The organism is Actinoplanes sp. NPDC021490, from assembly GCF_055562135.1.
On the sequence record NZ_JBVHFW010000012.1, the window covers coordinates 184956 to 199398 of the forward strand.

Annotated in this window: 13 protein-coding genes; 9 read left to right on the forward strand and 4 right to left on the reverse strand. The window is 72.2% G+C overall.

Annotated elements, in window-relative coordinates:
• Positions 1-165: 165 nt before the first annotated feature.
• From ACZ3I4_RS29205 to ACZ3I4_RS29215, 3 genes are all read left to right on the forward strand, one after another.
• Positions 166-849, forward strand: a complete 684-nt coding sequence (locus tag ACZ3I4_RS29205; RefSeq protein WP_465385226.1) for a gamma-glutamyl-gamma-aminobutyrate hydrolase family protein — start codon at positions 166-168, stop codon at positions 847-849.
• Positions 850-877: 28 nt separating this feature from the next.
• Complete coding sequence (locus tag ACZ3I4_RS29210) at positions 878-1627, forward strand: gamma-glutamyl-gamma-aminobutyrate hydrolase family protein (protein WP_465385227.1); 750 nt, start codon at positions 878-880, stop codon at positions 1625-1627.
• Positions 1628-1716: 89 nt separating this feature from the next.
• Positions 1717-5289 carry a SpoIIE family protein phosphatase gene (locus ACZ3I4_RS29215; protein ID WP_465385228.1) on the forward strand — a complete coding sequence of 1191 codons (3573 nt, stop codon included), beginning with the start codon at positions 1717-1719 and terminating at the stop codon, positions 5287-5289.
• A gap of 4 nt (positions 5290-5293) precedes the next feature.
• On the opposite strand, the gene ACZ3I4_RS29220 is transcribed toward ACZ3I4_RS29215, so the two are convergent.
• Positions 5294-5605 carry an STAS domain-containing protein gene (locus ACZ3I4_RS29220; RefSeq protein ID WP_465385229.1) on the reverse strand — a complete coding sequence of 104 codons (312 nt, stop codon included), beginning with the start codon at positions 5603-5605 and terminating at the stop codon, positions 5294-5296.
• Positions 5606-5815: 210 nt separating this feature from the next.
• On the opposite strand from ACZ3I4_RS29220, the gene map reads away from it, so the two are divergent.
• Both map and ACZ3I4_RS29230 read left to right on the forward strand, forming a co-directional pair.
• Positions 5816-6673, forward strand: coding sequence for a type I methionyl aminopeptidase (gene map / locus ACZ3I4_RS29225; RefSeq protein ID WP_465385230.1), 858 nt, complete (start codon positions 5816-5818; stop codon positions 6671-6673).
• Positions 6670-7374: a VIT1/CCC1 transporter family protein gene (locus ACZ3I4_RS29230; protein WP_465385231.1), complete on the forward strand. Its 705-nt coding sequence runs from the start codon at positions 6670-6672 to the stop codon at positions 7372-7374. Before map ends, ACZ3I4_RS29230 begins: the two co-directional genes overlap by 4 nt.
• On the opposite strand, the gene ACZ3I4_RS29235 is transcribed toward ACZ3I4_RS29230, so the two are convergent.
• From ACZ3I4_RS29235 to ACZ3I4_RS29245, 3 genes are all read right to left on the reverse strand, one after another.
• The gene (locus ACZ3I4_RS29235; RefSeq protein WP_465385232.1) at positions 7375-8082 is read right to left on the reverse strand and encodes a nucleotidyltransferase domain-containing protein; all 708 of its coding nucleotides are present in this window, start codon (positions 8080-8082) and stop codon (positions 7375-7377) included.
• A gap of 71 nt (positions 8083-8153) precedes the next feature.
• Positions 8154-8579 (reverse strand): ferritin-like domain-containing protein, encoded by a 426-nt coding sequence (locus tag ACZ3I4_RS29240; protein ID WP_465385233.1) that lies wholly within the window; start codon positions 8577-8579, stop codon positions 8154-8156.
• Positions 8576-9067: a hypothetical protein gene (locus tag ACZ3I4_RS29245; RefSeq protein ID WP_465385376.1), complete on the reverse strand. Its 492-nt coding sequence runs from the start codon at positions 9065-9067 to the stop codon at positions 8576-8578. The genes ACZ3I4_RS29240 and ACZ3I4_RS29245 overlap by 4 nt, the downstream gene beginning before the upstream one ends.
• Before the next feature lie 152 nt (positions 9068-9219).
• Here ACZ3I4_RS29245 and rimP point away from each other — a divergent pair, with 152 nt between their 5' ends.
• The 4 genes from rimP to infB all read left to right on the forward strand — a co-directional run bounded on the left by rimP (position 9220) and on the right by infB (position 14402).
• A complete protein-coding gene (gene rimP / locus ACZ3I4_RS29250; RefSeq protein WP_465385234.1) occupies positions 9220-9846 on the forward strand; it encodes a ribosome maturation factor RimP in 627 nt (208 codons plus the stop codon).
• Positions 9843-10874, forward strand: a complete 1032-nt coding sequence (nusA, locus tag ACZ3I4_RS29255; protein WP_465385235.1) for a transcription termination factor NusA — start codon at positions 9843-9845, stop codon at positions 10872-10874. The genes rimP and nusA overlap by 4 nt, the downstream gene beginning before the upstream one ends.
• A 40-nt stretch (positions 10875-10914) precedes the next feature.
• The gene (locus tag ACZ3I4_RS29260; protein ID WP_465385236.1) at positions 10915-11253 is read left to right on the forward strand and encodes a YlxR family protein; all 339 of its coding nucleotides are present in this window, start codon (positions 10915-10917) and stop codon (positions 11251-11253) included.
• 92 nt (positions 11254-11345) lie between these two features.
• Positions 11346-14402 carry a translation initiation factor IF-2 gene (infB, locus tag ACZ3I4_RS29265; RefSeq protein WP_465385237.1) on the forward strand — a complete coding sequence of 1019 codons (3057 nt, stop codon included), beginning with the start codon at positions 11346-11348 and terminating at the stop codon, positions 14400-14402.
• Positions 14403-14443 lie beyond the last annotated feature (41 nt).

The window sequence follows — 14443 nt, forward strand, 5'->3', positions numbered from 1 at the left end:
CGTCGGGGTTTCGGGGGCCCCCCCCCCCCCGGGGGTGGTCGCCGGGGGGGTGGGTGGTCCCGTGGCCCCCGGGGGCGGCCCCCCCCCCGCGCGGGGGGCCCCCCCCCGCGCCTCATTCAGCCGTTAAGCGGTTGTCCTGAAACATGATCTGGTTACGGTGGGGCGATGCGTCCGATCATCGGCATCACGACCTATGTGGAACCGGCCACTTGGGGCGTATGGCGCGATCTGCCCACCACCCTGATCCCGCACGACTACGTGGCCGCGGTCGTCCAGGCCGGTGGCCGTCCGGTGCTGCTGCCCGAACACGACGACACCGACGTGCTCGCGATGCTCGACGGGCTGGTGCTGGCCGGCGGTCCCGATCTGAGCCCCGAGCTCTACGGCGCCGAGCCCGGGCCGTTCACCGTGAGCCGCCCCGATCGTGACCGCGCCGAAATACTCCTCGTTCGCCGCGCGTTGGAATTGGATGTACCCGTTCTTGGTGTCTGCCGTGGCATGCAACTGCTCGTCGCCGCGGCCGGAGGCACCCTGCACCAGCACCTGCCCGACGTCCTGGGCCACGACCGGCACCGCCCGGCGCCCGGCGTCTACGGCGAGCATGACGCCTCGTTCGTTCCCGGCAGCCGCATCGCCGGCCTGATGGGCGAGGACCTGGCAATCAAGTGTTTCCACCACCAGGGCGTGGCCGATGCCGGAAAACTCACAGTCACCGGCCGCGCCGAGGACGGCCTCGCCGAGGCGGTCGAGGATTCGGACCACCGGTTCGTCCTGGGGGTGCAGTGGCATCCCGAGGTGATACGTGACGAACGGCTTTTCGGGGCGCTCGTCGCGGCGACAGGCAAGTAGGGAAGAGCAACAAGGAGGAAAGCACCGCATGCGCAGGCCCCTGATCGGCATGACCTCGTACGCAGAGCAAGTGCAGTACAACGGCAACGACGTCATGGCGGGCATGCTCCCGATGACGTACGTGCGGGCCGTGCACGCGGTGGGTGGGCGGGCCGTGCTGATCACCCCCGACGATCCCGGTGAGGACGTGCTCGAGTCGCTCGACGGCATCGTCTTCTGCGGCGGCAACGACATCGACCCGGCGTACTGGGGAGCCGACCGGCACCCGGCGACCGAGATCGACAAGGAACGCGACGAGTCCGAGATGATGCTGATGCGGGCGGCCCTGGCGGCCGACCTGCCGCTGCTCGGAATCTGCCGGGGCCTGCAGATCATGGCCGTGGCCGGCGGCGGCACGCTGCACCAGCACCTGCCCGACGTGATCGGCCATGAACGGCACCGGGCCGCCAAGGGCACCGACCCGCTGGCCGCCGGCCCCGGCGCGTACGGGCGGCACGACCTGATCATCGAGCACGGCTCGATCGCGCACCGGCTGCTGGGCGCGCACACGACTGTGAACTCGTTCCACCACCAGGCGATCGATGACCCGGGCTCGTTCACCGCGACCGGCTGGTGCCCCGACGACCGGGTCATCGAGATCATCGAGGATCCGGCCCACTCGTTCGCCGTGGGCGTGCAATGGCATCCGGAACGCACCGCCGACCTCCGGGTTTTCGCCGCCCTCGTCGAGGCGGCCGCCGAGCGTTCCGGGCTCAAGCCGGAAGCCTTCGCCGCGTAACCACTGGACGCACTGCCCGTGCCCGGCGGTGTTACGGTGCTCAACCGGACCAGTGGACCGCTCGCCGGTCGTCGAGCACGGGAGGACCTATGGGCGATGGCTCGGACGGGGCCCTTCCGAGTCAGCTCCGCCTGGCTTTCGAGCGGGGCGGCGAGATGGGCCGTCGGATGGCCGGGTTCGACTGGGTCGGCAGCCCGATCGGTGAGCCCGCCGGGTGGCCGGACGAACTGCGCGGCGCGGTCGCGACCATGCTCGCCTCCCGGGCGCAGATCGTCGTCTTCTGGGGCCCGGAGTACTGCGCGCTTTACAACGACGCCTACATCGCCACGATGGGCACCAAGCATCCCGCCTTCCTGGGCCGGCCCGGCCACGAGATGTGGGCCGAAGCCTGGTCGGTGCTGAAGATCCTGTTCGACGGCGTGGTGACCGGCGGCGAGGCGTTCTGGGCCACCGACCACCCGTTCATGCTGGAACGGCACGGCTTCCTCGAAGAGACGTACTTCGACATCTCGTACGACCCGATCCGCAGCCCCACCGGGGCCGTCGACGGCATCTTCTGCATCGTCAGCGACACCACCGGGCGGGTGCTGGGGGAGCGGCGGGTGCGCACGCTCAGCGCGCTCGGCTCACGCCTGGCCGGCCTGTCCAGCGAGGCGGCACTGAGGGCCGAAGTGGTCGCCGTGTTCGCCGACGACGCGGCCGACGTGCCGTACGCGGAGCTGGTCCTCGACCACGACGAGGGGCCGGTCCACCCGATCGTGCGGCGGGTGATCGAGAGCGGTGACCCGGCGTCCCTGCCCCTGGGCGAGATCACCGACGCGCCCCCCTCGGCCGCCGACGAGGCGCTGGTGCTGCCGGTCACGGCGGGCACCGCCCGGGTCGGGGCACTGGTGATCGGGGTGAGCCGCTATCTGGCGCCCGGCGGGGACTATCGCGACTTCCTCGAGCTGGCGACCGCGCAGATCTCCCGGGCCGTGGGCAACCTGCGGGCGTACGAGCAGGAACGCGCCCGGGCCGTCGAGCTGGCCGCCCTCGACCGCGCCAAGACCAACTTCTTCTCCAACGTGAGCCACGAGTTCCGGACGCCGCTGACCCTGATCCTGGGCCCGCTGGAGGACCTGCTCGACGACCCGGAACTGCCCGGCGGCCAGCGGGAACGGCTGCAACCCATGCGGCGCAACGCCCTGCGCCTGCTCAAGCTGGTCAACACCGTGCTCGACTTCTCGCGCCTGGAATCGGGGCGGCTGCGCGCGGCGTACCGGCCGACCGATCTCGCCGACTACACGGCCCGGCTGGCCAGCACCTTCCGATCGGCCGCCGAGCGCGCCGGCCTCGAGCTGGTGGTCGACTCGCCGCCGCTGCCCGCCCCGGTCTACGTCGACCGCGACATGTGGGAAAAGATCGTCCTCAACCTGCTCTCCAACGCGGTGAAGTTCACCCAGCACGGGCGCATCGAGGTGCGGGTCCGGGCCGTCGAGCGGGGCGCCGAGCTGACCGTGCGCGACACCGGCGTCGGCATCCCGCCCGATCAGCTGCCGCTGCTGTTCGACCGCTTCCACCGGGTCACCGGCGTCTGGTCGCGCACCCACGAGGGCACCGGCATCGGCCTGGCCCTGGTGCGTGAGCTGGCCGAGCTGCACGGCGGGTCGGCCGGCGCCGAGAGCGAGCCCGGCGCGGGCAGCGTCTTCACCGTCACGATCCCGTTCGGCGCCGCGCATCTGCCGGCCGACCGGGTCGCCGAGGGCGGCGATCGCATCGTCGCCGAGATCGACGCCCGCCCGTACGTCGAGGAGGCCGAGCACTGGTGGGCCGGGGACTCGCCGCCCGCGCCGGTGCGCCCGGCCGCCCCGGCCGACGGGCCGCGCGGCCGCATCCTGGTCGTCGACGACAACGCCGACCTGCGCGACCACCTCAGCCGGCTGCTGCGGCCGCTGTGGGACGTCACCACCGCGGTCGACGGCCGGGCCGCGCTCGAGCTGGCCGGGCGCCAGCAGTTCGACCTCGTGCTGACCGACGTGATGATGCCCCGGCTCGACGGCTTCGGCCTGATCGCCGCCCTGCGCGCCGACGAACGCACCCGTGACGTCCCGATCGTCGTGCTCTCGGCCCGGGCCGGCGAGGAGGCGTCCAGCGAAGGACTCGCCTCCGGCGCCGACGACTACCTGGTCAAGCCGTTCTCGGCCCGCGACCTGACCGCCCGGGTGCGGGCCAACCTCGACCTCGGTCAGGCCCGCCGCCAGGTCCTCCACCGGCTGCGCGAGCTCGTCGACACGGCGGCCGCGGTCAACTCCGTCCGCACCACGGCCGAGGTGCTCGACGTCGCCGTCCGGCACGTGCGCGACATGGCCTCGGCCGGGCGCGTTGTGATCAGCGTGCCCGGGGCCCGGTCCGAGGTGGACGCGGGCGCCGACCCGCTGGCCCGGCCCGACCTGGTGCTGCCGCTGCCCGACACGTCCGGCGCGTCCGTCGGCGAGCTGCGGGTCTGGGCGTCGCCGCAGGGCACCCCGGAACCGGCCGTGCTGGCCCAGCTGGCCCGGCTGATCGGTCTGCGGCTCGAGAACGCGCGGCTCTACGAGGCCGAGCACCGGATCGCGACCACGTTGCAGCACAGCCTCCTGCCGCAGTCGCTGCCCCAGATGCCGGGGGCCATCGTGGCCAGTCGCTATCTGCCGGGCAGCAGCGAGGCCGAGGTCGGCGGCGACTGGTACGACGTGATCGCCGGCCAGGACGAACAGCTCTACCTGGTGATCGGCGACGTGGTCGGCAAGGGTGTGCAGGCGGCGGCGGGCATGGGGCAGCTGCGCAACGCCCTCCGCGCGTACATCCTGGAGGGCTTCGACTGCGGCGAGGCGCTGACCCGGCTCAACCGGCTCGTCGACAACCTCGGGCGGCGGCAGTTCGCCACAGTCGTGTGCGTCCGGTTCGACCCGCGGGAACGCCGGCTGCACTACTCGTCGGCCGGGCACCCGCCGCCGGTGCTGGTGCCGCCGGGCGAGCATGGCTCGTTCCTCTACACGTCCGCTCTCGGGCCCCCGATCGGCGCGCTCACCGATGTCAGCTATCCGACGTTCTCGGCCCCCATGCCGGCCGGCGGGCGGCTGCTGCTCTACACCGACGGCCTGGTCGAGGACAGGCAGACCGGGATCGACGCGGGCCTGGCCGAACTGACCGCCGACGCCGCCAAGCCGGCCGAACACGTGGAGGATCTGCTGGACACCCTGCTGGCCAAGGCGGCCCGGCGCGACCGCCGCGACGACATCGCGCTGCTGGCGCTCGAGGCGACCGAGCCCCGCGAGTTCGTGCTGCGGCTGCCGGCCGAGCCCACGCAGCTCAGCGTGCTGCGCCACCGGCTCGACGACTTCCTGGCCGCGCACGCCGTGCCCGACGCCGACGCGTTCGATCTGACGGTGGCGGTGTCCGAGGCGGCGGCCAACGCGATCGAGCACCCGATCGAGCCGGCCGAGCCGTTCATCACGGTCGAGGCCTCGCTGGACGACGGGGCGGTGGTGATCGTCGTGCGGGACAGCGGTCGCTGGCGGCCCAGCGAGTCGGGCGGGTTCCGCGGGCGCGGGCTGGCCCTGATCGGCGCGCTGTCCGAGCTGGCCGTGCTGCGCTCGGCCGAGGGGACGTCGGTGACGCTCCGGCGGCCGCTCAGCGCTTGACCCTTCAGTCTCGCAACCAGGGCTGTGTCGACAGCCCCGAGATCTCCAGCACCCGGCGCACCTGCGGCGACGGCAGCACCGCCAGACCTTCGCGGTAGCGCTCGGCCAGCCGCAGCAGCGCGTGGATCGCGGCGGAGTCGAAGAAGGTGACATCCCGCAGGTCGAGCGTCGCGGCGGCCGTGCCGTCCTTGGTGGCCGCCAGGAACATGGCGTCGGCGGTCGACATGTCGACCTCGCCACCGATCCGCACAACGACCCGTCCCGCTTCCACGGCCGACGTGGCCCTGAAGCTCTGGTCCGCCCCCTCTTGATCCACGCTGACACGATTACACAGGGGCCGGGGAGCGGCAAGAACCGCCCGTTCGGACTCAACGGAGCCGTTATCGTCCATCCGCCGCCGCGCCTGACCGGCCCGCGCCCGGCGATAGGCTTCGGGTATGACCGACCGCACCGAGCGGCACCCAGCCGCACTGATCTACGGCCGCGCAGGCGAGGGCCAGGAGGGCATGCCCCAGGAGGCCCGGCTATGACCGTTCGCGCCCCCTTGGCGCCGGGAAGGCAGACGCCCTGGCGGGCGGTCCCGGCCCAGATCGTCCGTCCTGAATACGTCGGGAAGAAGCGCCCGAAAGAGTGGCGCGGCTCGCACGTGCAGTCCGCCGAGACCATCGACAAGATGCGGATCGCCGGGCGGCTGGCCGCGCAGGCCACGCAGCTGGCCGGGGAACACTGCAAGCCCGGCGTCACCACCGACGAGATCGACCGGGTGGTGCACGAGTTCCTGTGCGACCACGGGGCCTACCCGTCCACCCTGGGCTACAAGGGCTTCCCCAAGTCGTGCTGCACGTCGCTCAACGAGGTGATCTGCCACGGCATCCCCGACTCGACCGTGCTCGAGGACGGCGACATCATCAACGTCGACGTCACCGCCTATCTGAACGGCGTGCACGGCGACACCGACGCGACCTTCTGCGTGGGCGAGGTCGACGAACAGGCCCGCCTGCTGGTCGAGCGCACCCACGAGGCGATGATGCGCGGCATCAAGGCCGTCGCGCCGGGCCGCCCGATCAACGTCATCGGCCGGGTCATCGAGTCGTACGCGAAGCGCTTCGGCTACGGCGTGGTCCGCGACTTCACCGGTCACGGCATCGGCGAGACGTTCCATTCCGGGCTCTACATCCCGCACTACGACAATCCGCGCCTCGACACGGTGATGGAACCGGGCATGACCTTCACCATCGAGCCGATGATCACCCTCGGCACCTACGAGTACGACCTGTGGAAGGACGGCTGGACGGTCGTCACCAAGGACCGCAAGTGGACCGCCCAGTTCGAGCACACGCTGGTGGTCACCGACGACGGCGCGGAAATCCTGACGCTCCCGTGACGCAGCCCTCCGAGGTGGCCGAACATCACCACGCCGACGTGTCCGGCGGCTGGCTGCGGGCGGCCACCTTCGGCGCGATGGACGGCCTGGTCACGAACATCGCGCTGATCGCCGGCGTGGGCGGCGGCGGGGTCGATCGCAGCACCCTGGTGCTCACCGGGGTGGCCGGCCTGGTGGCCGGCGCGATCTCGATGGGCATCGGCGAATACACCAGCGTCCGCACGCAGAATGAGCAGGTCGCGGCCGAGCTGGCCAAGGAACTGCGCGAGCTGCGCCTCAACCCCGAGGGCGAGGCCGACGAGCTGGTCGGCATGTGGGTGGCCCGGGGCCTGCCCGAGCCGCTGGCCCGCGAGGTCGCCGACGTCCTCAAGGAGCACCCCGACCAGGCTCTGCGTGTGCACGCCCAGGAGGAGCTGGGCGTGGTCCCCGACGAGCTGCCCAGCCCGTGGACGGCGGCCGGGTCCTCGTTCGTGTGCTTCGCCGTGGGCGCGCTGATCCCGCTGCTGACGTACTTGCTCGGATTCGACAGCCTGTGGCTCGCGCTCTCGGTGGGTGGACTCGGCCTGTTCGTGGCGGGTGCCGTGGTCGGTCGGTTCACGGCCCGGCCGTGGTGGCTCGGCGGGCTGCGCCAGCTCGTCCTGGGTGCGCTGGCCGCCCTGGCCACGTACGGCATCGGCGCGCTGATCGGCGTCGGCGCCTGACTATTCGAAGAGCTCCTTGAGGGTGCCGTCGACCGGCCGGCCCCGCGCGGTCAGGTCCTCGGCCTGCGAGTCGAGGATCTTGCTGAGCTCCTGCACGTCGGCGCCCGCCACCCCGGTGCGCCGGACAGCGTCGGCCGGGTTCCGGAAATACGTGCGGCTGAGCAGGCCCGCGACCAGGGCGGCGTGCAGGCGCGCGTCGGCCATCATGACGAGCGCGGCATCGGTGTCGTAGTACTCGGCCAGCCGCACCGCCCGGCCTCGCGCGGCCGACGCGATCTCCCAGTCGTGCCGGGCCAGACCGCTGAACTCGATCGGCCGGGCCTCGGCCAGCCGGCCCAGGTGGGCGTCGCGATGCTGGGCGAACAACCCGCGCGGGTCGTGCAGCGGCCGGCTCGTGACGAACCGTTGTGCCTCCAGCGGCCAGCGCGGGGTCAGCTCGCGGGCCCGGCGCAGGTCCTCCTCGGCCGTCGTCACCCGCAGGTCGACCAGGATGCCGTCCACCTTGCGCAGGGCCGGACGCGGGCCGCCACCCGGGCGATAGGTGAGGACGACCAGGTTGACGTCGCTGCCGTCGTGGTCGTCGCCGTGCGCCAGCGATCCGTGTACGCCGATGGCCCGCACCTCGGCCGGCCAGCGGCGCTCGATCACGTCGCTCAGCCGGGTGGCGAGGCGTCCCCGCGGCGACGTGAAGTCGATCTCGTCTTGCACCCCGTCATTCTCGGGCATCCATGCGTACGCGGAAGGTGCACAGCGCGTAGCTGGAGAAGGGACATTCCGGTTCAGGCGGGGCGGCCGGGGAACGGCAGGGTCACCGGGCTCACCGCGGCCAGGCGGCGCCAGCGGGTCGCGCGTACGGCCGCCTCGGTCATCGCGGCCAGGGCCGTGGTGCGGTCGTTGTCCGTGGTCACCGGCAGGAGCGGCCGCCACGCCTGGGCCACGCCGTCCTCCACGTGGATCGCCAGCTTGAGCGCGCTCGCCCGATCGGTCACCTCGAACGGCATCTGGTAGCCCGCGGGCGATGGCGCCGAACTGGCCCTCAGCTGGGCCAGCTTGGCCACGATGTAGTCACGGCGGCCGCGGTGGACCTGTTCGGCCGCCCGGGCCTCGGTGACGTCGCCCCGGCTGCCCAGATGCACCCCGATCACCCCGTACGCATAGATGGCCGCCTCCTCCGCCGCCAGGGCCGCGCCCAGTTGCGGGCTCATCGCAGCGCCTCGGCGTGGGTGGCCCGGCACGCCGCGATCGACCCGATCAGGGCGGCCCGCTCGGCCGGCGCCGCCCGGCACGCCGCGACCGCGGACTTCTGCGCCGCCTGTTCGGCCGAGCGCAGCGTGGCGATCGTCTCGGCCGGGGCGCCGGTCGCCGCGCTCGCGCCCGGTCCGGCCGACGGTGGCGTCCGGCCGATCAGGCGGGTCAGTTCGGCGATGTGCGTGCGGTGGTCGTCGGCCAGGGGAGTGAGCCGGGTGGCCAGCCCGGGCTGGGCGGCGATCGCCCGATCGTAGGAAGCGGCCAGCGCGACGGCCTCGTCGAGCAGCGGCTGCGCCGGATCGGGCGGGTCGGGTGGGGCCGGCTTGTCGTCGAAGAGCCCGCAGCCGCTCAGCGAGGCCGCGCCCAGCCCGGCCGCGGCGGCTCCCAGCACACGTCGGCGGCTGTACCCCGTGATGCTCTTTCGCACCGCGCCAGTCAACACCATCACCCACCGGGTATGACCTGCGCATGGCGGGGAATCGGTGCGGCGGCGAACCGTCGTCCGGCCCCGCGCGTTACGCTCTGTCCCAGCCGCGGGGCTTTCCGGCCCGGCGGCATAAAGTCGTTTGTCCGATTTTGAGGAAAGGTCGAGCCCCGATGACGCAGCGTGGTCGCGCCGGCGCCCGGCCCGGACAGGGTCCCGGGGCACGCCGCCGCCGCGAGGAGGAGCAGCCCCGCGTTCCCGCCGCGCCCCGGATCGACCTGGCCGCCGCCCGGGCCCGGGTGCGCGAGGTGATCGACCCGGTCGTCACCCAGGCGGGTTACGACCTGGAGGACGTCGCCGTCTCGCGGGCCGGCCGCCGCCATCTGGTGCGCGTGCTGGTCGACGCCGACGGGGGCATCAGCCTCGACGACGTGGCGATCGTCTCCCGCGAGATCTCGGCCGCGCTCGACGCGGCCGAGGAGAGCGGCGGCGAGGTGCTCGCCGGCGAATATCAGCTTGAGGTCGGTTCGCCCGGTGTCGACCGGCCGCTGACCCTGCCCCGGCACTGGCGGCGCAACCGGGGCCGGCTGGTCGCGGTGAACGGGCTGACCGGCCGGGTGGTCGACACGGACGACGCGGGCATCGTGCTCGACGTCGACGGCACCACCCACGAGCTGCGCTTCGGCGAGCTCGGCCCCGGCAAGGTGCAGATCGAGTTCAAACGGCTGGACGAGGCCGACTTCGGCGACGAAGACGAAGACGACGACCATGACGACGACGAAGGGGAGGGCGAGGAATGAACATCGACCTCGCGGCGCTGCGCGCCCTCGAGCGCGAGCGGGAGATCCCGTTCGAGACGATTCTGGCCGCCATCGAGACGGCCCTGCTGACCGCCTACCGGCACACCGAGGGCGCGCAGAGCCACGCCCGTGTCGAGATCGACCGCAAGACCGGTGTCGCCTCAGTGCTGGCGCAGGAACTCGACGCCGACGGCACCGTGGTCCGCGAGTGGGACGACACCCCGCACGACTTCGGCCGGATCGCCGCGATGACCGCCAAGCAGGTGATCCTGCAGCGGCTGCGCGAGGCCACCGACGAGCAGCACTTCGGTGAGTACGCGGGACGCGACGGCGACCTGGTCACCGGCATCGTGCAGGCCGACGCCGCGCGGGCCGAGAAGGGCATCGTGATCGTCGACCTCGGCAAGATCGAGGCCGTGCTCCCGCAGTCCGAGCAGGTGCCCGGCGAGTCGTACGATCACGGCTCGCGCATCCGGGCCATCGTGGTGCACGTGGCCAAGGGCTTCCGCGGCCCCCAGGTCACCCTCTCGCGGTCGCACCCGGCCCTGGTCAAGAAGCTGTTCGCCCTAGAGGTGCCCGAGATCGCCGACGGCGTGGTCGAGATCGCCGCGATCGCGCGTGAGGCAGGTCACCGCACCAAGATCGCGGTCCACTCGAAGGTTCCCGGCGTCAACGCCAAGGGCGCCTGCATCGGCCCGATGGGTCAGCGGGTCCGGGCCGTGATGAGCGAGCTGCACGGCGAGAAGATCGACATCATCGACTGGTCGGAGGATCCGGCCCAGTTCGTCGGCTACGCCCTCTCGCCGGCAAAGGCCCTGCGTGTCGAGGTGGTGGACGCCGCCACCCGGACGGCCCGGGTCACCGTGCCCGATTTCCAGCTGTCGCTGGCGATCGGCCGTGAGGGCCAGAATGCCCGGCTCGCCGCCCGCCTCACCGGCTGGCGAATCGACATCCGGCCGGACAACGAACCGGCCGCATCCGACCGTTCGACCCCGGCCCACCGTGATGCGGCCGAGGCGGGAAGCTGACCGGATACGCGTCCGGGACGTACGAGGAGTAGACTTTCACATGGCTGGCCCGACGCGTACCTGTGTCGGTTGTCGCAAGCATGCGCCGGCCTCCGAGTTGATTCGGTTCGTCGCGGTCGGTTCCGGGGAAAATTTCCGGCTCCAGCCCGATCCGAACCGCCGACTGCCGGGTCGGGGAGCGCATCTGCATCCTGATCCGGCTTGCTTCGCGCTAGCGGAGCGGCGTCGTGCCTTCGGGCGCGCGCTGCGTCTCACCGGTGTTGCTGACACCGGATTGCTGGCCGAGCACATCCGTGTGGTTTTCATTCCACGCGGAACGACCGATGACACGGCCGCCGTGGCCGCGTCACGACCCAGCAAGGTAGGACGACCCAGATGAGCACACGATGAAGTCCCTGAAATGAACAGGCTTCTAGTGCACGAGTGAGGTCGTTGCGGGTGCGCTCGCACGACCTCGAAGTGAGGAGTGCAGTGCCAGGAAAGGCCCGCGTACACGAGCTCGCGAAGGAGCTCGGGGTCGACAGCAAGACCGTTCTCGCCAAGCTCAAAGAGATGGGCGAGTTCGTCAAGTCCGCATCAAGCACGGTCGAGGCCCCGGTGGCCCGGCGGCTGCGTGGTGCCCTCGAGGCAGGTTCCGCTCCGGCGGCCCCCGCCGCGTCGGCGCCCGGCGCATCCGCGCCCGCCTCCGTCCGCCCCGCCCCGCCCAGCGTCCGGCCCCAGCCGCCGCGCAAGCCGGCTGCCCCGGCCGCGGGAGCGCCCAGCGCCCCCACGTCCCCGGCGCCGTCTCCCGGTCCCTTCGCGCGTCCCAAGCCGCCGGCCGGCCGGCCGGGCCCCACGCCCGGTCCGGTCGCCAAGCCGGCGAGCGCCCACGACATCGAGGTCGCGGCGGCCGAGGCACGTGCCTCGGCGCTCAAGGCCGAGCAGGAGGCCGCGGTCAAGGCCGCACAGGCCGCCCGCACCCGCGACGCCGAGCGTCGCTCCCAGCAGCCCGCGTCCGACGGTGGCTCGCGTCCCCGTCCGGGCCCCGGCGCGGTTCCGCCGCGTCCGGGTTCGCCGGCTGCCCGTCCCGCGACTCCCGGTGCTCCGGGCGGTCCGCGTCCCGGCCCCGCCGGTGGCGCCCCGCGTCCGCCGCAGCGTGGTCCCGGTAACAACCCGTTCGGTGTGTCCGGCGGCGGAACGTCCCGGCCCACGCCGGGCGCGATGCCCCGGCCCAACCAGCCCGGCATGCCGCCGCGGCCGAGCCCGGCGTCGATGCCGCCGCGGCCCAGCCCCGCGTCCATGCCCGCGCAGCGCCCGGCCGGTCCCGGTCGTGGCGGTCCCGGTGGCGGCGCTGGTCGTCCCGGTGGTCCCGGCGCCGGTCGTGGCGGTCCCGGTGGCGGCGGTGGCGGTGGCTACCGCGGCGGCCCCGGCGGTGGTGGCGGCGCTGGCGGCGGCTTCCGTCCTGGTGGCGGAGCCGGCGGCGGTGGCGGCGGTTACCGCGGCGGCCCCGGTGGCGGCGGCGGTGGCTACCGTGGCGGCCCCGGTGGTGGCGGCGGTGCTCCGGCCGGTGCCGGTGCTCCCGGTCGTCCCGGTGGTGGCGGTCGTGGCCGTGGCGGCGGTGCCGCGGGTGCCTTCGGGCGTCCGGGTGGTCGTCCGACCCGCGGTCGCAAGTCGAAGAAGCAGCGGCGTCAAGAGTTCGACAACCTGTCGGCTCCGCAGATGAGCTCGGGCGCTCCGCGTGGTCAGGGCCAGGAAATCCGGCTCTCCCGCGGCGCGTCGCTCTCCGACTTCGCCGACAAGATCAACGCGAACCCCGGTTCGCTGGTCCAGGAGATGTTCAACCTGGGCGAGATGGTCACGGCGACGCAGTCGTGCTCCGACGAGACGCTGCAGCTGCTGGGCGAGCACCTGGGCTTCGACGTCCAGATCGTGAGCCCGGAGGACGAGGACCGTGAGCTGCTCGCGCAGTTCAACATCGACCTCGACGCCGACGTCGCCGAGGACCGTCTGGTGGCCCGTCCGCCGGTCGTGACCGTCATGGGTCACGTCGACCACGGTAAGACGAAGCTGCTCGACGCGATCCGCAAGACCAACGTGGTCGCCGGCGAGGCGGGTGGCATCACCCAGCACATCGGCGCCTACCAGGTGCGCTACCAGCACGAGGGGATCGAGCGGGCGGTCACGTTCCTGGACACCCCGGGTCACGAGGCGTTCACCGCCATGCGTGCCCGTGGCGCCCAGGTGACCGACATCGTCATCCTGGTCGTCGCGGCCGACGACGGCGTCATGCCGCAGACGGTCGAGGCGTTGAACCACGCCAAGGCGGCCGAGGTGCCGATCGTGGTCGCGGTCAACAAGGTCGACAAGCCCGACGCCAACCCCGAGAAGGTGCGTCAGCAGCTGGCCGACTACGGCCTGCTGGCCGAGGAGTACGGCGGCGAGACGATGTTCGTGAACGTGGCGGCCAAGCCCGGGATCGGCATCGACGAGCTGCTCGAGGCCGTCCTGCTCACCGCCGACGCGTCGCTGGAGCTCACCGCTCCGATCGACGGGCCGGCCCAGGGCGCCGTCGTCGAGTCCCACCTCGACAAGGGCCGCGGTGCGGTCGCGACGGTGCTGGTGCAGAAGGGCACGCTGCGGGCCGGCGACTCGATCGTGGCGGGTGGCGCGCACGGCCGCGTCCGCGCCATGCTCGACGAGAACGGCAACCAGGTGTCCGAGGCCTTCCCGGCCCGTCCGGTGCTGGTACTGGGTCTGACCTCGGTGCCGGGCGCGGGCGACACGTTCCTGGCCGCCGAGGAGGACCGCACGGTCCGGCAGATCGCCGAGCAGCGGCAGGCTCGCCGCCGCGCGGCCAGCTTTGCCAACTCGCGCAGCCGGGCGACCCTCGAGACGCTCATGGACCAGCTCAAGGAGGGCGAGAAGACCTCGCTCACCCTGGTCATCAAGGGCGACTCGTCCGGTTCGGTCGAGGCCCTCGAGGACGCGCTGTTCAAGATCGAGATTCCGGACGAGATCCAGCTCAAGGTCATCCACCGCGGCGTCGGTGCGATCACCGAGAGCGACGTGAACCTGGCCTCGGCATCCTCGGATGCCACGGCCACGATCATCGGCTTCAACGTCCGGGCCTCGAACAAGGTCAAGGACATGGCGGACCGGGCGAACGTGGAGATCCGCTACTACAGCGTGATCTACCAGGCCATCGAGGAGATCGAGGCCGCGCTCAAGGGTCTGCTCAAGCCGGAGTACGAAGAGGTCGAGCAGGGCACGGCGGAGATCCGCGAGGTCTTCCGCTCGTCCAAGATCGGACTCATTGCCGGCTGTCTGGTCCGGTCGGGTCTCATCCGCCGCAACGCCAAGGCCCGCATCCTGCGGGACGGCACCGTGGTGGCCGACAACGTCACGATCAGCTCGCTGCGCCGCTTCAAGGACGACGCCACCGAGGTCCGCGAGGGCTTCGAGTGTGGTCTGACGCTGAGCGGTTTCGGCTCCCCGCAGGTCGGTGACGTGATCGAGACCTTCGAGATGCGCGAGAAGCCCCGCGCGTAAGGTTTCCGCTCGACGGTGAAGGCCCCCAGTGCTCCGGCACT